The sequence below is a fragment of the Trinickia caryophylli genome, assembly GCF_034424545.1.
In the GTDB taxonomy this organism is placed as follows: Bacteria; Pseudomonadota; Gammaproteobacteria; order Burkholderiales; family Burkholderiaceae; genus Trinickia; species Trinickia caryophylli.
Genome location: NZ_CP139970.1, coordinates 3,531,146 through 3,549,387 on the forward strand (window position 1 = coordinate 3,531,146; position 18,242 = coordinate 3,549,387).

Here is an 18,242-nt window from a genome sequence, read left to right on the forward strand (position 1 = left end):
CGCGCGCCGCATGGCTCCGACATCCGCATGACCGAACCGCACGCTCCCGAACCCGTTTTCGAACCGAAGCCGACCCTCGCGCAACTGCCGCATCTGCCGGGCGTCTACCGCTATTACGACAAATCCGGCGAGGTGCTCTACGTCGGCAAGGCGCGCGACCTCAAAAAGCGCGTATCGAGCTATTTCACGAAGACGCTGCTGTCGCCGCGCATTGCGATGATGGTGACGCGCATCGCGCGCATCGAAACGACGGTGACACGCTCGGAGGCCGAGGCGCTGCTGCTCGAGAACAATCTCATCAAGGCGCTCGCGCCGCGCTACAACATTCTCTTTCGCGACGACAAGTCGTACCCCTACTTGAAGCTCACGGGCCACAAGTTTCCGCGCATGGCGTATTACCGGGGGGGCGTCGACAAGAAAAACCAGTACTTCGGACCGTTTCCGAGCGCCTGGGCCGTACGCGAGAGCATCCAGATCCTGCAGCGCGTGTTCCAGCTGCGCACCTGCGAGGACTCGGTTTTCAACAATCGCACGCGGCCGTGCCTGCTGCACCAGATTGCCCGTTGCACCGCGCCTTGCGTCGGCGCGATCAGCGAGGAGGATTACGCGCGCGACGTTCAAAACGCTTCGCGATTCCTGCTCGGCCGGCAAAGCGAGGTCATGAAGGAGCTCGAAACGAAGATGCACGGGTTCGCCGCCGAACTGAAGTTCGAGCAGGCCGCCGCCGTGCGCAATCAGATGAGCTCGCTCGCGACCGTCTTGCATCAGCAGGCCATCGAGGTCGGCAGCGACAGCGACGTCGATATCCTTGCTGCCGTTGCCGAGGGCGGCCGCGTGTGCGTCAACCTCGCGATGGTGCGCGGCGGGCGGCATCTTGGCGACAAAGCCTACTTTCCCGCGCACGTCGAGAGCGCGATTGCAGGCGAAGAGGCCGCACTCGAGGCCGCACTCGAGGCCGCGGAGCGCGATGAATTGGATGACGGTGCCGCGGCCGAAGGCAGCCGGGGGGCGCACGGGGCGCAAGCAGAAGAGCGCGCCGTGATGGAAGGCGGTGGCGACGGGGACGCTCGAGGTGCGAGCGAGCCGTCCGCGCCGGCCGCGTTCGTCGAGATCGAGACGCAGGTGCTCGAGGCGTTCGTCGCCCAGCATTATCTCGGCAACCGTATTCCGCCCGTGCTCGTTCTCAGTCATGCGCTTGCCACTCCGGGGCTCGCCGAGCTGCTTTCCGAACAGGCGGGCTACCGGGTCGCCATCGTGCGCCAGCCGCAGGGTCAGCGGCGCGTCTGGCTCGGCATGGCCGAGCAAAATGCGCGGCTCGCGCTCACGCGCCTGCTCTCCGAGCAGGGCTCCCAGCAGGCGCGCACGCGCTCGCTCGCCGATACGCTCGGCCTCGAGTGCGAAGATCTGACGCATCTGCGCATCGAATGCTTCGACATCAGCCACACGATGGGCGAAGCGACCCAGGCCTCGTGCGTCGTCTACCGCGACCACAAGATGCAGTCGAGCGAGTACCGGCGCTACAACATCACCGGCATCACGCCCGGCGACGACTACGCCGCCATGCGCCAGGTGCTCACGCGGCGCTACGAGAAACTCGTCGAATCGGCGGCCGGCAACGCCGCTGACCGGGCTGTCGAACTGCAGCCCGATGCGGCCGCGCAACCCGAGCTCGCGGCCGATTCGGCCGAGCCCGTGGCGGCAGGCGGCCTCTTGCCCCAAATCGTGCTGATCGACGGCGGCAAGGGCCAGGTCGAAATCGCGCGGCAGGTGTTCACGGAGCTGGGGCTCGATCGTTCGATCATCGTCGGCGTGGCCAAGGGCGAGGGGCGCAAGGTCGGTCTCGAAACGCTCGTTTTCGCCGATGGGCGGGCGCCGCTCGAACTCGGCAAGGAAAGCGCCGCGCTCATGCTCGTCGCACAGATTCGCGACGAGGCGCACCGCTTTGCCATCACGGGCATGCGCGCCAAGCGCGCCAAAGCCCGCCAGACCTCGCGGCTGGAGGAACTCGAAGGCGTCGGCGCCAAGCGCCGGCAGCGCCTGCTCGCGCGCTTCGGCGGCCTGCGCGGCGTCGTCGCGGCAAGCGTCGAGGAGCTTGCGAGCGTGGAAGGGATCTCACGCACCCTTGCCGAGCAGATCTATCGCCAATTGCATTGAGGGAGGCCGGCCGGCGCGCGGCGGCCTCGGCTGCCCGGCGGCTGAGCTTGCAACAGCTCGGCTTGTGGCGGGGTCGTCGACACGGCAAAATGGCGTCTGCCCGTTTGTTCACTCTCGCTCGCCGTCCGGCCAATCCCCCATGCCGTTCAACTTTCCGATTTTTCTGACGTGGTTGCGGATCGTGTTGATTCCGCTCGTCGTCGGCGTGTTCTACCTGCCGGACACATTCATGGACGGCCCGCATCGCAACGTGGCCGCCGCCGCGATCTTCGTCCTGGCTGCGCTAACCGATTGGTTCGACGGTTATCTGGCGCGCAAGTGGAACCAGACCTCGGCCTTCGGCGCGTTTCTCGACCCCGTGGCCGACAAGCTCATGGTGACCGCGGCGCTGCTGATCCTCGTGCAGCTCGCGCGGATCGAGGCGGCGATCGCGCTCGTCATCGTCGGCCGCGAAATCGCCATCTCGGCGCTGCGCGAATGGATGGCGCAGATCGGCGCATCGAAGAGCGTCGCCGTCAATCAGCTTGGTAAATTCAAGACGGCCTGCCAGATGGTGGCGATTCCGATGCTGCTCTTTTACGGCCCCGTCCGGTTGGGTGCAACCGGGCCGACGGTCGACACGCGCGTATGGGGTATCTGGTTGATTTATCTCGCGGCCGTGCTCACCATTTGGTCGATGCTTTATTACATGAAGCTTGCGTGGCCCCAGATTCGCGAACGCGGCGGCGTGCTTTGAGCGGCTGAAGTATGATGGCGCCTGCCCGGCCCCTTGGCCCGGCAGGCGCTTTTCCATACGCGCCTCGTTTTCGTGGCCGCCTGCGGCTTCGATGCGGTCGGCTTTGATCCGCTTCGGCCCGCTTCTGTCCGCTTCGGCCGGGCGGTCGCCCGTCTTCCGAGAGTTTCATGTCCACTGCGTCTTCCACATTGCAGCAGCCTTCGAAGCAGGAATCGAAGGTTCGCACCGTCTTTCGCGTTGTCAGCGGCAATTTCCTCGAAATGTACGACTTCATGGTCTATGGCTATTACGCCTCGGCCATTGCGAAGACCTATTTCCCGAGCGGCAACGATTTTGTCTCGCTGATGCTCTCGCTTTCGGTGTTCGGCGCCGGCTTCATGATGCGTCCGCTCGGCGCGCTCGTGCTCGGTGCGTATATCGATCAGCATGGCCGCCGCAAGGGGCTCATTCTGACGCTCGGCCTCATGGCGCTCGGCACGTTGACCGTGGCCGCCGTGCCAGGCTACGCCACGATCGGTATGCTTGCGCCCGTGCTCGTGCTGTTCGGGCGCTTGCTGCAGGGGTTCTCCGCAGGGGTCGAACTCGGCGGCGTATCGGTCTATCTCGCCGAAATTGCGACCAAGGGCCATCGCGGTTTTTACTGCTCGTGGCAATCGGGCAGCCAGCAGGTAGCCGTCGTCTTCGCCGCCCTGCTCGGCGTGATCCTGCACGAGTGGCTGCCGGCCGAACAGGTGGCGGCGTGGGGCTGGCGTATCCCGTTTCTGATCGGCTGCCTGATCGTCCCATTCCTTTTTCTGATCCGTCGCTCGCTGAAGGAGACGGACGAGTTTCTCGCCCGGCATCATCGGCCGTCGATGAGCGAAGTGTTCGCCTCGCTCGTGCAAAACTGGCCCGTCGTGCTGGGCGGCATGGGCATGGTCATCATGACCACGGTCTCGTTCTACATGATCACGGCCTACACGCCGACGTTCGGCAAGGAAGTGCTCAAGCTGTCGGCGATCGATACGCTCGTCGTGACCGTCTGCATCGGCCTTTCGAATCTGGTCTGGCTGCCTGTCATGGGTGCGGTTTCGGACAAGGTCGGCCGCCGCCCCGTGCTGATCGTCTTCACGCTGCTGACCGTGCTCACGGCCTACCCGGCTGTGCAGTGGCTCGTTGGCGAGCCGTCGTTCCTGCGCCTGCTCGCGGTCGAACTCTGGCTCTCCTTTCTTTACGGCAGCTACAACGGCGCGATGGTCGTAGCGCTCACGGAAGTCATGCCGAGCCATGTTCGAACAGCGGGGTTCTCGCTTGCCTACAGCCTCGCCACGACGATAGGCGGCTTCACGCCCGCGATCTCCACGCTACTCATCCATGAGACGGGCAACAAGGCGGCGCCGGGGCTGTGGATGTCGGTTGCGGCGCTGTGCGGACTCGTCGCCACGCTCGGCCTTTACCGCACGCGCGAATCGCGGGAGCGTTACAAGGCCTGAGCGCGCATCATGCGCGGCCCAGGTCGTTCGCGAGCAGGCGGGCCGCCGTTTCGACCGCGCTTTCCCAATTCCCCGGCGCGGGTTGCCGGATGACTCTCGCACTCGGATACCAGTCGTTCGGCTCGCTATCCATCCCGCGCCGGGTGCCCGGCGGCGGCAGAAACCAGCGCCAGTCCGCCGCGAACGGCAGCAGCAGCCAGAGCGGCTTGCCGAGCGCCCCCGCCAAGTGTGCGATCGACGTATCGATCGACACGACGGCATCGAGCCGGTCGACGATCGCAGCCGTATCGGCGAAGTCGCGGATGCGCCCGCCGTAGCGATGGATCGATCGCGCGCGTGGATGCGCATCGAGCATGTGCGTCTCCTGCGCCGAGAGGTCCGGCTGTAGCACGATCCAGTCGATGTCGGGCAGTGCGAAAAGCGGTTCGAGCATGGCAAGCGGCATCGAGCGTGTTTCCTGCGCCTGGATGCGGCCCGACCACGCAATGCCGACCTTGCGCCGCGCGGGGCCGCCGAGCGAGCCGCGCCAGCGGCGGCGATAGGCTGCGGGCACCTCGACATAGCGGCGCGCGCTTGCCAGGGCCTCGCGGTCAATGCCGAGTACGAGCGGCAGGCTCAGCAGCGGGCATTGCAGCTGCGCGTCGATGCGCGCCGCGTCGCGGTCCACCACCTGCACGCGCCACGATGCGCCGAGCGGCGCGAGGAGCGGCAACAGGGCCGGCTGCACGGCGAACACGACCTGTGCCGCTCGCATCCTCGCGAGCGGCACGAAGCGCATGAACTGCAGCGTATCGCCAAAGCCTTGCTCGGCTACGATCACGAGCGTGCGCTCGACCAGCGGCTCGCCTTGCCAGCGAGGCAGCGCCGCAATCGACGTTGCGCCGGCCGCGGTGCGGCCGGGCGCCTCCGGTGCCGGCGCAGCGGCGAGCGCGAGGCGCGCTTCGTAGTCGGGCAGGCCGCGCGTGAAATCGCCGAGGGTCAGGCGCGTCAGCGCGCGGTTCAGCCGCGCCGCCGCCAGATCGGGGCGCAGGCGCAATGCCTGGTCGTACGCGCGCAATGCCGCGCCGTGCGCGCCCAGTGCGTGATGGGCATTGCCGAGACTCAGCCACGCGAACGCCAGCCGCGGATCGAGCCCGACAGCCCGTTCGAGCGGCGCGATCGCTTCCTGATGCCGGCCCAGCGCCGAGAGAGCATTGCCGAGGCCGAGCAGCGCGGCCGGGAACGGCGCGTGCAGGGCGAGCGCCGCCGCATAGGCGCTTGCTGCTTCGGCGTGCCGCCCGATCGCATCGAGCGTATTGCCGAGGTTGAAATGCGCCGCGATGAAGCGAGGTTCGGCCTGCGTGGCGAGTTGGAAATGGGCGAGCGCATCGTCGGCACGCCCGAGTGCGGCCAGCGCCATGCCGAGGTTGTTGTGCGCGCCGGCGTGGCCTGGGCGGAGCGCGAGTGCGCGCTCGAACGCCGCGATTGCTTCGTCGTGCCGGCCCGTCGCGTGCAGCGCGTTGCCAAGGTTGTTCCAGATCGACGCGTCGTCGGGCGCAAGACGCAGCGAGCGCTCGAACTGGTCGACCGCGTCGCCGTGCCGTCCCGCCGCTGCATAGGCGTTGCCGAGGTTGTAGTGCGCCAGCGCGAATCCCGGCGCCAGCGTGAGCGCATTGCGAAACCGCTCGATGGCGGGCTCGAGCTGCCCCAGTGCCTTCAGTGCATTGCCGAGGTTCAGCTGCAGGCCGGCATCGTTCGGGCGCAACTGCACGGCACGGCCGACGAGATCGGCCGCTTCGGCATGACGTCCTTGCTGATGGCGCAGGACGCCGAGCAGATGCAGTGCATCGGCGTGGGCGGGCTCGGCATCGAGCGTGGCGCGGTAATCGCGCTCGGCATCGGCGAGCCGTCCGTCACGATGGGCCGCGTAGGCGCGGGCAAAAAGAGAGTCCATGACGGCGCGAAGATCGGCAAACGCGCCATTTTCCCACACTCGCCGCCACGCGAGCCAATGTGCGGCGTGCAAGCCGGCCTTGCGTACCGCATTGCATGCCGAGTGCGCGCTTCGCAGTGCTGCACTGCGTCGCAACGCGCGCGCGCCATGCCGAAGCGCATGCCCGTGCGGGCGTACACTACCTCTTTGGTTCGCCGGAGGAAAAGCATGGCAGCCGCCCAGAACGAGCAGCCGGTGCTGATCGTGGGTGCGGGCCCAACCGGGCTTGCGGCCGCGATGAGCCTCGCGCGCGCGCATGTGCCCGTTCGCGTCATCGATCGTGCGCCGCGGCCTGCCGAGCACTCGCGCGCAATCGGCATCCAGGCGCGCACGCTCGAGCTCTTCGAACAGCACCGCGTCGTGGATCCGTTCCTCGAGGCGGGGCACAGGCTGCGCGCGGTCAATCTCTATTCGAACGGCCACAGGCTCGCGCGGCTCGACTTCGATCCGCTGCAAACGCGCTACCCCTATCTGCTGTGCCTCGACCAGACCGTCACCGAGCGGCTCCTGACCGAGCACCTGGCGGGCCTCGGCGTGGCTGTCGAGCGCGGCGTGCAACTCGTGCGGCTGATCCAGGGCGCATCGCGCGTCGAAGCAGACCTTCTGCACGCGGATGGGCGCCAGGAGACGGCGCATGCCGCGTACGTGGTCGCCGCCGATGGCGCGCACAGCAGCGTGCGTCACCTGCTCGGGCTCAATTTTGCGGGCAAGGCGCTCGAACAGACCTTCATGCTCGCCGATCTGCATGCCGATTCCGACCTGTCGAGCGACGAGTTTCATATCTTCGCGTCGGGAGAGGGCCTTGCGGCGCTGCTGCCGCTGAGCCCGGTCCGGCATCGCTTCATCGCCGATCATCCCGAGTCCGCGACCGAGGCCGAGGTTTCTCCGGTGCCGAACGGCAACGATCATGGCTTTCATGCCGACACCGGCCTCGATACGGGCGGCGGCCCGAGCCTCGACCGGCTGCGCGCGGCGGCGGCGCGGCGCATTCGCCATCCGCTCGAGCTGTCCGCGCTCGAATGGTCGTCGTACTTCAGCGTGCAAAGCCGCATGGTCGAGAAGCTGCGCGTGCAACGCGTCTTTCTGGCCGGAGATGCCGCCCACGTGCACAGCCCGGCGGGCGCGCAGGGCATGAACACGGGGATTCAGGAAGCGTTCAATCTCGGGTGGAAGCTCGCGCGCGTGCTAAGCGGGCAGGGCGCGGAGCAACTGCTCGACACTTATCAGACCGAGCGTCATCCGATCGAGCGCGACGTATTGCGGCAAACGACTTTCATCACCCAGATGGCCGAAGCCGAGCGCGGGCCGTTGAAGCTGCTGCGCGAACGCGCGATGCCGGTGCTGGCCGCGTTCGGGCCGTTGCGCGACGCGGCGCGCCTCATGGTGAGCGAACTTTCGGTCCAGTACCGGCGCAGTCCGCTCACGCTCGAGCGCGTGCTCGACGGTGGCCCGCGCGCGGGCGAGCGCGCCCCCGATGCGCTCGTGCACGTGATCGACGGGCCGCTCGGACGCGCGCCCGGGACCGGCTGCATCTTCGATCTGCACGATCCGGCGTTCTTTTCGCTGTTTCTGCTCGTCGCGCCGCCGAAAGACGGCCAGGCGCTCTTCGATGCCACCGGCGCGCTGGCGCCCGAATCGATCCCGGCCGATCCCGAGCTCGAGCGGCTCGCGACCGCTGTCGAGGCAATATTGGGCAGCGCTGTGCGGATCTGGCGCGTGACCGATGCGGCGAACGGCGGCGGCACGCCGCTTACCGAGGCTTATGGACGTACGCGCCCCGCGTTCTACCTGCTGCGCCCCGACGGCTATATCTGCGCGCGCGGACGGCCCGCCTCGGACGTCAACGCGCTCGCGCGGCACTGCGAGAACTGGTTCTCATCGTCGCGGCAGTACGGCTGACGAGGCGCAGGCCGTGGGGCACTGCGCGCGGTGAGATACAGGCTGCTTGCGGCGCGCAGCGCGCTTACGCGGCCTTGTCCGGTGTCAGTTCGGCGCGCGCGTGCTCCAGTGCTTCGCGAACGATCGGCAGGAGCGGGGCGCTCGCGGCCGGATCGTCGAGCACGGCGAGGATGACGCGCCGCATGCGCGGATCCCAGAAACGCCGGATGTGATCGGCGATGCCGGCAGTGGCTTCATCGCGGTCGGGCATCGACTCGAAGAACTCGCCGATGCGGTTCGCCATGTCGATCAAATGGTGCTCGTTCATCGTGCTGATCCTGGTTTGTGGGTCGCCGTCGCGTCTTATACCTCACTTGCCCGTGCTGGCGAGCGCCTGCTCGCGCTCGCGCAGCAGCGCAAGCTGCGTTTCGCTGAAGCGCGAGTACTGCTGCTGCCATTCCGAAGGCTGCTGCACCGGCAGCACCTGCACGGCCGTCACCTTGTACTCGGGGCAGTTCGTGGCCCAGTCGGAGCTGTCGGTCGTGATCACGTTGGCGCCCGACTCGGGGAAGTGGAACGTCGTGTAGACCACACCCGGCTGCATGCGCTCGGTCACGAGCGCGCGCAGCACCGTTTGCCCCGCGCGCGACTGGATGCCCACCCAGTCGCCTGTCTTGATGCCGCGATCCTCGGCGTCGTGCGGATGGATCTCGAGCTGATCTTCGTGGTGCCAGTGCACGTTCTCCGTGCGCCGGGTCTGCGCGCCGACGTTGTACTGCGACAGGATGCGGCCTGTCGTCAGCAGTAGCGGGAAGCGCTGCGTGACCTTCTCGTGCGTGGCGACGAACTTGGTGATCACGAACTTGCCCTTGCCGCGGACGAACGCGTCCACGTGCATCGTCGGCGTGCCTTGCGGCGCTGCCTCGTTGCAGGGCCATTGCACGCTGCCGAGTTCGTCGATGAGCGCATACGAGACACCGTGGAAGGTGGGGGTCAGCGCTGCGATCTCGTCCATGATCTCCGACGGATGCGCGTAGTCCATTTCGTAGCCGAGGGCGCGAGACAACTCGAGCGTCACTTCCCAGTCGGCGTAGCCGGCGAGCGGCTGCATGACGCGCCGTACGCGTGAAATGCGGCGCTCAGCGTTCGTGAACGTGCCGTCCTTCTCGAGGAACGACGAGCCCGGCAGGAACACGTGCGCGTATTTCGCCGTCTCGTTCAGGAAGATGTCCTGCACGACGATGCACTCCATCGACGACAACGCGGCCGTCACGTGCTGCGTGTCCGGATCCGACTGAACGATGTCTTCGCCCTGGCAGTAAAGGCCCAGGAAACTGCCGTCGAGCGCCGCATCGAACATGTTCGGAATGCGCAGACCCGGCTCGGGATCGAGCCGTACGTGCCACGCGTCTTCGAACTGCGAGCGGACTTCGGCGCCGCCGATATGGCGGTAGCCGGGCAGCTCGTGCGGGAACGAGCCCATGTCGCACGAACCCTGCACGTTGTTCTGACCGCGCAGCGGATTCACGCCCACGCCTTCGCGACCGATGTTGCCGGTGGCCATCGCCAGATTGGCGATGCCCATGACCATCGTCGAACCCTGCGAGTGCTCGGTGACGCCGAGGCCGTAGTAGATGGCTGCGTTGCCGCCCGTCGCGTAGAGACGGGCCGCTTCGCGCACCTGCTGCGCCGGAACGCCGGTTACCGCTTCCATGGCTTCCGGCGAGTTTTCCCCGCTCGCAACGAACGCGCGCCATTGCTCGAAGGCGAGCGGCTCGCACCGTTCGGCGACGAACGCTTCGTTCACGAGCCCTTCCGTCACGATCACGTGCGCGAGTGCATTGACGAGCGCGACGTTGGTGCCGGGACGCAACTGCAGGTGATAGTCGGCCTTCACGTGCGGGCCGTCGACGATGTCGATGCGGCGCGGATCGGCTACGATCAGCTTCGCCCCTTCGCGCACGCGGCGCTTCAGGCGCGAGCCGAACACGGGGTGGCCGTCGGTCGGGTTTGCGCCGATCACCATGATCACGTCGGCCTTGCTGATCGAGGCGAAGGTTTGCGTCCCGGCCGACTCGCCGAGTGTCGTCTTCAAGCCATAGCCCGTCGGCGAATGGCACACGCGGGCGCAGGTATCGACATTGTTGTTGCCGAAGGCCGCCCGCACGAGCTTTTGCACGAGGTAGGTTTCTTCGTTCGTGCAGCGCGAGGACGTGATGCCGCCGATCGAGCCGCGTCCGTATTTGGCCTGGATGCGGCGGAACTCGGAGGCTGCGTGCGCGATCGCTTCGTCCCAGCTCACTTCGCGCCATGGATCGGTGATCTTCGCCCGGATCATCGGCTTCGTGATGCGGTCCTTGTGCGTGGCATAGCCCCATGCGAACCGGCCTTTCACGCAGGCATGGCCTTCGTTGGCGAGCCCGTTCTTGTGCGGCACCATGCGCACGACCTGACTGCCCTTCATTTCGGCCTTGAACGAGCAGCCCACACCGCAATAGGCGCAGGTCGTGACGACCGAGTGCTCGGCCTGGCCAAACACCGTCACGCTCTTTTCCATCAGCGTGGCAGTGGGGCAGGCGGCAACGCACGCGCCGCACGACACGCACTCGGATTCCATGAACGGGTCGTTCTGGCTCGCGGCCACGCGCGAATCGAAACCGCGTCCGGCGATCGTCAGCGCGAACGTGCCCTGTGTTTCTTCACAGGCGCGCACGCAGCGGTTGCAGACGATGCACTTCGACGGATCGTAGGTGAAGTACGGGTTCGACTCGTCCTTGACGTCCTTCAGGTGATTCTCGCCCTCGAAGCCGTAACGCACCTCGCGCAGTCCCACCACGCCTGCCATGTCCTGCAGTTCGCAGTTGCCGTTGGCGGGGCAGGTGAGGCAATCGAGCGGATGGTCGGAGATGTAAAGCTCCATCACGTTGCGGCGCAGGTCCTGCAGACGCGGCGTTTGCGTCGACACGCGCATGCCCGCTTCCACGGGTGTCGTGCACGACGCGGGGTAGCCGCGCCGGCCCTCGATTTCGACGAGGCACAGGCGGCACGAGCCGAACGGCTCGAGCGAATCGGTCGCGCAAAGCTTCGGCACGTTGACGCCGGCTTCGACCGCCGCGCGCATGACCGAAGTGCCGGCGGGGACCGTCACCGAGCGGCCGTCGATTTCGAGCGTGACGTCGATATCGGCATGACGCTGCGGCGTACCGTAGTCGGTATCGTCGAACGGAGCGCGCATGGCCGCGCTCTTGCCGGCGCACTGGCCGGAGCCGCAGCCACCTGTCGTTGCCGTACGAGGGGATTGAGCGAATGCGTCGGACATGAGTCGGTACTCCAATCGTCAAGCCGCAGCCGCGTTCGGCTGGACAGGATGAAGACCGAAGTCTTCGGGGAAATGGTTGAGCGCGGAGAGCACGGGGTAGGGCGTCATGCCGCCCATCGCGCAGAGCGAACCCGAGACCATCGTGTCGCACAGATCGCGCAGCAGTTGTACCTGCTTTTCCGACCGGTCGCCGTTGCGGATGCGCTGGATCACTTCCACGCCTCGCGTGGAGCCGATGCGGCACGGTGTGCACTTGCCGCACGATTCGAGCGCGCAAAAGTGCATGGCGTATTGCGCGAGGTCGGCGAGATCCGACGTGTCGTCGTGCACGACGATGCCGCCGTGGCCGACGACGGCGCCTACCGCCGCATACGCTTCGTAGTCCAGCGGGATGTCCCACTGACTTTCCGGCAGGTAAGTGCCGAGCGGGCCGCCGACCTGCACCGCACGCGCGGGACGGCCGCTCGCCGTGCCGCCGCCGAATTCGTCGATGAGCGCGCGCAGCGTCACGCCGAACGCCAATTCGACGAGTCCGCCCTGCTTGATGTTGCCCGCCAGCTGGAACGGCAGCGTGCCGCGCGAGCGGCCCATGCCGAAGTCCCGATAGAACGCGGCGCCGCGCGCGAAGATGATCGGCACGGTGGCGAGCGTGATGACGTTGTTGATGACGGTCGGCTGGCCGAAAAGACCTGCCAGCGCTGGCAGCGGCGGCTTCGCGCGCACGATGCCGCGCTTGCCTTCGAGCGATTCGAGCAGTGCCGTTTCTTCGCCGCAGACATAAGCGCCCGCGCCCTTGGCCACCTCGAGCTCGAACGCGTGCGCGGAGCCGAGCACGCTCGCGCCGAGCCAGCCGGCCGCGCGCGCTTTCACGATCGCGGCGTCGAGCATGGCGATCGAGTGCGGGTACTCGCTGCGCACGTAGATATAACCCTTCGTCGCGCCCGTCACGATGCCCGCGATGATCATCCCTTCGATCAGGCAGAACGGGTCGCCTTCCATGGCGAGACGATCCGAGAACGTGCCCGAGTCGCCTTCGTCCGCATTGCAGACTACGTACTTTTGCGCTGCTTTCGCCGCGCGTACAGTGCGCCATTTGATTCCGGCCGGGAACGCCGCGCCGCCGCGGCCGCGCAACCCCGATTCGACGAGCGCCTCGACGGCCGCGTCGCCATCCATCGCGAGCGCCGCTTTCAGGCCCGCCAGGCCTTCGTGCGCCACGTAATCGTCGATGGAAAGCGGGTCGGTGATGCCGAGCCGTGCGAACGTGAGCCGCTGCTGGCGCTTGAGATAGGGAATGTCGTCCACGACGCCCACCGAGCGAGCGTGCGTGCCGCCGGCGAGCCAGCCGGCTTCGAAAAGCGAAGGAACGTCAGCCGCCTCCACGTTGCCGTAGCCGACGCGGCCGGCGGCCGTTTCTATTTCGACGAGCGGCTCGAGCCACAGGAGCCCGCGCGAGCCGTTACGCACGAGCTCGATGGCGGCGCCGAGCGCGGCGGCCTCGCGCACGATCGCCTCGGCTACGGCGTCAGCGCCGAGCGCCAGCGCGGAGGAGTCGCGCGGCACGAATACGCGCACCGCGCGCTCGGGAGTCGTCGCGGACGTGTTCATACCGGCTCCTTGTCGGTGGCGGGAATGCCCGCTTGCGCGCAGGCAGCGTCGAAAAGCGCGTCGAATTTGGCCGGAGTCATTTTGGCGTACAGCGTGCCGTTGATCGTCATGGCCGGCGAGAGCGCGCACTGGCCGAGGCAGTAGACCGACTCGAGTTCGACGTCGTCATGTGCATGCTGCTCGCGTTTCTCGTGCTTTTGGTCGAAGCGGCAGCCCGTACGCGATTCGACATGCTGCGCGAGTGCTTCGGTGCCCATGCTGCGGCACGCTTCGGCGCGGCACAGCGCGACGGCGACGCGCGCGGGCGGCGTGGAGCGGAAATGATGGTAGTAAGTCAGCACGCCATGCACTTCCGCGCGCGAAAGATTCATCGCCCGGGCGAGAGGAGGGAGCGTCTCGGGAGGGACGAAGCCGGCTTCGTCCTGAATCGCGTGCAGCACCGCAACGAGCGATGCGCCCGGCTTGACATGCCGGCGGACGAGTTCGTCCGGCGCCTGAGGGCTTGCTTGTTCCAAGTGGGGTCTCCTTCCAGCCGCAATATGCACTTGATCCTCATATGGCGCACATATATGCTGGGTTTTTTCCGTTTGTGCTTGAACGATAGGCCCGTGCTTTCTGATATGCAATAGGAAATTGGACTACATAAATGATCGAGATCCGATGCGTCACTGAATTGATCATCCGCGATAGTGCCGGGCGGGAGGCGAGCCTTACGGACATCGTGCCGTTGCTTGCGCTCGTCGACGAAACGGGCAGCATTGCGCAGGCGGCGGAGCAAAGCCGCCTTTCGTACCGGCATGCTTGGGGGCTTTTGCGGCTGTTCGAGGCGCGCCTGGGCGGCGACCTCATCGCCAAGGAGCGCGGCAAGGGCTCGGCGCTGTCGGATCTTGGCCATGCGGTCGTACGCGCGCAGCGGCTTTGCGCCGAGCGGCTCGACGGCTCGATGCAAATGCTGGCGAGTGAAGTGGCCGACGAGTTGAACCGGCATCTGGGCCGGGTCGGGGCCGTGCGGATTCACGCATCGCACGGCTACGCGGTGGCGGCGCTCGTGGCGGAACTGGGCGGCCGCGATCCGGCGGCCGTCGACATCAAGTATCGGGAAAGCGCCGAGGCGGTGGCGGCGCTCGCGCGCGGCGAGTGCGACTTCGCCGGCTTTCATTTGCCGCGTGGAGCATTTCGCGAGCTTTGCGCCGACATCTACCGGCGCTGGCTCGATCCGCGCCGCCATGTGCTCGTTTATCTGACGCGTCGCAAGCAGGGGCTCTTTCTCGCGAAGGGAAACCCCAAGGGCGTGCAGGGTCTCGAGGACCTCGCGCGCGGCGACGTGCGCTTCGTCAACCGGCAGCCCGGTTCCGGCACGCGTCTTTTGATCGACCTCGAGTTGCGGCGAGCAGGTGTCGATCCCGAGCGTATCGACGGCTACGCGTCGACCGAGCTCACGCACACGGCCATTGCGGCCTTCGTCGCGAGCGGGATGGCCGATGTAGGCTTTGGCGTCGCACCCGCGGCGCACCATTTCGGTCTCGACTTCATCCCGATCGTCGATGAAGACTATTACTTCGCCTGCGAGCGCGCCCGGCTCGAGGCGGGCCCGCTCGCCGCAGCGCTCCAGGTGCTGCGCAGCGAGGGCTTTCGCGCCGGGGTGTCTCGGCTCGAGGGCTACGATCCGGCCGAATGCGGCTCGCTCATCGACATTCCCCATGGCCTGCGCGGGATGCCCAAGGCGGGGGCGGCGCCGGAGTGAGATACGCCCGATGCTGTTATTCAGGGGCGCGCAATGTTACTGGGGTAATGCGGCGCGCGTGCAAGGAGGGGGCGTTCTGCGTTACGCTTGCGCTCTTCGTCCGATCAATATGGCGTGCGCCAATCGTATTTATGAAACTGCTCATCCATGCGAGCGCGGTGGCCCTGGCGGGCGGCGTGCTCTTCGCCGTCACGACGCTTTCGTTTGCCCAGATGTCGCCCGGCGTACCGGGCGGAATTCTCAACGAAGAGTTCCGCTTGCAGGAGCACCCGCAAATGCAGTTCGCAGCGTCTGCGCCTTCCAACAAATATCAGCGTGGTGCGCGTTCGGAATTGCGCAAAAAGGGCGACCTCGGCGATCCGGACGGCTGCAACCTCAAGTGCCCGCAGGGCAACTAGGTGCCGCGTGTGCCGAAACCGGTAGCGCTCGACTCTCGTCGAGCATGATATGAAATCGCGGTCTTCGTGGGCGGCGGGCCGTTGCCCGCGCCGAACGACCGAGTGCCGGTTGCGGCTGGTGCTGGCGGCGATGTAACGAGGCTGCCCGCCGACCGCTCGCGCGGCATTCCCGGGCAGCTCGGGCCAGCCAATGGCCGCACAGGCCATTCAGCGGTATTTCATGCCGGCCGAACGCCGGCTGCCCCACGTTCGCATCCCCGTGGTCTTCCCCCTTTTCCTACTCTTCCATTTGCCGCGGCCGCTCGACGGTAGCGGTTGTCAGCCTGCGTTCATGAGCATCGATTCGATAATGCGCCGTAATGCGTTGGTGTCGGATCTGACGACGTCTTTCCCAACTATTGGAAATTATGCGGGAAATAAAAAGACCCCATGCCGAGTTCCCTGCTAGTTGTTATAGGTTGGAAATGTACGGCTCTGTGCAATGATAAGAGCCAGTACATCTCGTGATTTGCAGCCGTTCGAGCTTATGTGACACGCGTGGCCGATGGGGGCTCGGCAAGGGTAAACGGGTAGCACGAGCAGGCATCCCGCGTGAGCGCGGCGAGCGGAGGATTATCGTTCGCCGAAAAAGCTGCATCTGTTTTTGTCATGCCGGGGCAATGCGATAACTTGAGAGAATGCGCGGTTCAATTATTTGAATAACTTCAGACCGGAGGGGGTATGCTGCGTAAAGCGATGCTCGCAATCATCTGCACGTCGATTGCGGTATTCAATTGTGCCCGAGCAGCATCGTACATAGCCCCGACTCGCGAGGAGGCGGCTGCGGTCAAGCGCTTCTTTTCCCAGCCGGCCAAGCGGGGAATCATCGATCTGAGTATTCCAGACAACGAAAAAGCTTATTACGCAATACTCAAGGCGAGCGGCATTACCCCGGCCAGCAAGCCCAGCCTCTTCGAGAAGCTCGCCGACGTCAAGCGTCGGCACCTGGCTTTGCGGATGGCCGGGCGTCCGATCGAGGATGACAGTTGCGAGAGCACCGCGACAAATCAATTGCGGCATGTATTCGAAGTCATAGGCATATCGGCAAACAGCGACTTCTCGAGCGTCAACGCCAAGGCGCTCGACAGCATCTTCAAAGGAGCCGACGACTACACGGACACGCTGCAGGTTTGGGACGAGGACGTGAATACGGTGTTGGCAACCGGAAGTGCCGAGTTTCCCAAGGAGGGAGACGGCAGGCGCATCATCTTCGATACCACGGGAACCGGCGAAGATAATTCAAGCAAGAATCCCGTCAATATCATCGGCACATACAGCTACAGCCAGGGCAACACGTTTTATGGTCCTTGCAGGACCAACCTGGCGCGAATCCACTCCGTGCCGCGCCAGATGATTCCTGGAGACCCGACGTACGTTAAAAATACCGTCAACACGGAGCCGAATGGCGTAGTCGTTTGCCTGAACCGGTCGAACAACGATGGCAGCGGCGGCGATCCGTGCGACTACGGTCCGATGTACAACCCTCACGTGTCGAACGACCAAACACATGTTCTGTTGCCCGTGAGCGGAGAAGTCGACTATTACGACGAACTGCAGGACGGAACGGCATGGCAAAAGGGTGGCCAGGACGCTCCGGTCATGTGGGTAATGCCGCGCACCACCGGAGGGGGATGTAAGCTCTATGCCGACAAGAATGACCTCACGGCATTTTGGAGCCACTTCACGCCAGCCAACGATGGTAAAGGGCAGCGGACTCGCTTGAAGTTCAGCTGGCCGATGAGCGCACCCGCGGATTTCGGACTGCTTTGCTACCAGATTGCAGGCCCGGATGCAGTATGGGATTTTCTTTTGTCCTTCAACGTCGGCACCCAGGCGGGCAACGCGGGCAACCAATATACGGTGCAGGCCGTCTTCACCAGCGACAGCGGTGGCAGCACCACGCCCAACGATGTCGCGCTCGTGTATCCGATTCAATTCCAATATGGCTGTGTGAGAGAGGGTACTCTGATCACGATGGGTGACGGCACACGCAAGCCGATCGAGCAGGTGAAGAAAGGGGACGTGGTGCTTGGCAAAGGCGGCGAGCAGGCGCGCGTCGCAAGCACCACGATCGGTACCGACGAGAAGTTCTATCAAATCGTCGATTCCGGAGGCAATACGGTGTCGCTCACGCCGGCGCATCCTGTTCCCACCCGTCGCGGCATGCTGCAGGCGAAAGACGTGCGCTCGGGCGATACCGTATTCACGAGCGATGGCGGCAAATCAACGGTGGTGGCCAATAAGGCGTCGTCTTCGGCGAGCAGCGTTCGTGTCTACAACCTGGCGTTGGAGACAATGCACGGCCGCCCGTTCGCCCACCCGCAAGACGCGGTTTTCTATGCCGGCGGCGTAATGGTCGGTGACAACAAGATGCAGGGCATCTTAAGCCGTAAGGCGTTATCCGAGATCGAACGCGGTCGCGTAGCGGAATCAGGCCGAAGCACGAACTAGCGTGCATGAAGCGGAGGCGGGATTGTCCGCCCGATACGCAGCCCACCGTTGTCATTGACGCAGCAGCCGTACGTCCGTGCATTGAGAAATGGCAAAGATACGAATATTAACGGCCGGGTTCGTCAAGGATACCTCGGGGCAAGGCACCAAAGGATATTTCATGGCCACTTGGGAGCCCTATGTCGACAACGGCGAAGGGGCTACCCAACTCGTCGTCACGTTAGCTGGAACACATTGGGGAAACTGGTCTCCGGACCAAACGTCCGCCGTCGACGAGGTAGCGGCATGGGCGCCATGCGATGAGCGGGTCTATCCCGGGTGCGGGCAGGATCAAGGCATTCAGATCTACTGCTATGTGCAGGCCTGGATGGGGAGTTTTCCCCTTGGCGATACGAAGAGCGACGGGTTTCCACTCAATCCAACGCCCGTCTGATCAAGTGGATGTCCCACGTCGAGAAACGAAGGATTGAT

At 65.3% G+C, this 18,242-nt stretch carries 13 protein-coding genes; 8 read left to right on the forward strand and 5 right to left on the reverse strand.

The window, feature by feature from the left end:
• The first annotated feature begins 27 nt into the window (after nt 1-27).
• The 3 genes from uvrC (at nt 28) to tcuC (ending at nt 4,362) form a co-directional block, all read left to right on the forward strand.
• On the forward strand, nt 28-2,154 hold the full coding sequence (gene uvrC, locus U0034_RS16020; protein ID WP_085226661.1) for an excinuclease ABC subunit UvrC: 2,127 nt from the start codon (nt 28-30) through the stop codon (nt 2,152-2,154).
• A gap of 139 nt (nt 2,155-2,293) precedes the next feature.
• A complete protein-coding gene (gene pgsA, locus U0034_RS16025; protein ID WP_085226663.1) occupies nt 2,294-2,890 on the forward strand; it encodes a CDP-diacylglycerol--glycerol-3-phosphate 3-phosphatidyltransferase in 597 nt (198 codons plus the stop codon).
• A gap of 167 nt (nt 2,891-3,057) precedes the next feature.
• A complete protein-coding gene (tcuC, locus tag U0034_RS16030) occupies nt 3,058-4,362 on the forward strand; it encodes an MFS transporter (protein ID WP_085226665.1) in 1,305 nt (434 codons plus the stop codon).
• Nucleotides 4,363-4,369: 7 nt separating this feature from the next.
• Here the strand turns inward: tcuC and U0034_RS16035 are convergent, their stop codons facing one another.
• Complete coding sequence (locus U0034_RS16035; protein WP_085227236.1) at nt 4,370-6,295, reverse strand: tetratricopeptide repeat protein; 1,926 nt, start codon at nt 6,293-6,295, stop codon at nt 4,370-4,372.
• A 207-nt stretch (nt 6,296-6,502) separates the two neighbouring features.
• Here U0034_RS16035 and U0034_RS16040 point away from each other — a divergent pair, with 207 nt between their 5' ends.
• Nucleotides 6,503-8,233 carry an FAD-dependent monooxygenase gene (locus U0034_RS16040; RefSeq protein WP_085226667.1) on the forward strand — a complete coding sequence of 577 codons (1,731 nt, stop codon included), beginning with the start codon at nt 6,503-6,505 and terminating at the stop codon, nt 8,231-8,233.
• A gap of 64 nt (nt 8,234-8,297) precedes the next feature.
• On the opposite strand, the gene U0034_RS16045 is transcribed toward U0034_RS16040, so the two are convergent.
• From U0034_RS16045 to U0034_RS16060, 4 genes are read right to left on the reverse strand one after another with little or no spacing between them, the layout of a single operon-like run.
• On the reverse strand, nt 8,298-8,540 hold the full coding sequence (locus U0034_RS16045; RefSeq protein WP_085226669.1) for a formate dehydrogenase subunit delta: 243 nt from the start codon (nt 8,538-8,540) through the stop codon (nt 8,298-8,300).
• A 42-nt stretch (nt 8,541-8,582) separates the two neighbouring features.
• Nucleotides 8,583-11,531, reverse strand: coding sequence for a formate dehydrogenase subunit alpha (fdhF, locus tag U0034_RS16050; RefSeq protein ID WP_085226671.1), 2,949 nt, complete (start codon nt 11,529-11,531; stop codon nt 8,583-8,585).
• An 18-nt stretch (nt 11,532-11,549) separates the two neighbouring features.
• The gene (locus U0034_RS16055) at nt 11,550-13,139 is read right to left on the reverse strand and encodes a formate dehydrogenase beta subunit (RefSeq protein ID WP_085226673.1); all 1,590 of its coding nucleotides are present in this window, start codon (nt 13,137-13,139) and stop codon (nt 11,550-11,552) included.
• Nucleotides 13,136-13,654: an NAD(P)H-dependent oxidoreductase subunit E gene (locus U0034_RS16060; RefSeq protein WP_085226675.1), complete on the reverse strand. Its 519-nt coding sequence runs from the start codon at nt 13,652-13,654 to the stop codon at nt 13,136-13,138. Before U0034_RS16060 ends, U0034_RS16055 begins: the two co-directional genes overlap by 4 nt.
• Before the next feature lie 131 nt (nt 13,655-13,785).
• Between U0034_RS16060 and U0034_RS16065 the strand changes: the two genes are divergently transcribed.
• The 4 genes from U0034_RS16065 (at nt 13,786) to U0034_RS16080 (ending at nt 18,204) form a co-directional block, all read left to right on the forward strand.
• Entirely contained in the window at nt 13,786-14,883 is a 1,098-nt protein-coding gene (locus tag U0034_RS16065) for a substrate-binding domain-containing protein (RefSeq protein ID WP_085226677.1), read from the forward strand.
• A gap of 131 nt (nt 14,884-15,014) precedes the next feature.
• Nucleotides 15,015-15,281 (forward strand): hypothetical protein, encoded by a 267-nt coding sequence (locus U0034_RS16070; protein WP_085227237.1) that lies wholly within the window; start codon nt 15,015-15,017, stop codon nt 15,279-15,281.
• A gap of 720 nt (nt 15,282-16,001) precedes the next feature.
• Nucleotides 16,002-17,771 (forward strand): Hint domain-containing protein, encoded by a 1,770-nt coding sequence (locus tag U0034_RS16075; protein ID WP_085226679.1) that lies wholly within the window; start codon nt 16,002-16,004, stop codon nt 17,769-17,771.
• 160 nt (nt 17,772-17,931) lie between these two features.
• Nucleotides 17,932-18,204, forward strand: a complete 273-nt coding sequence (locus tag U0034_RS16080) for a hypothetical protein (protein ID WP_146012743.1) — start codon at nt 17,932-17,934, stop codon at nt 18,202-18,204.
• Nucleotides 18,205-18,242: the final 38 nt, after the last annotated feature.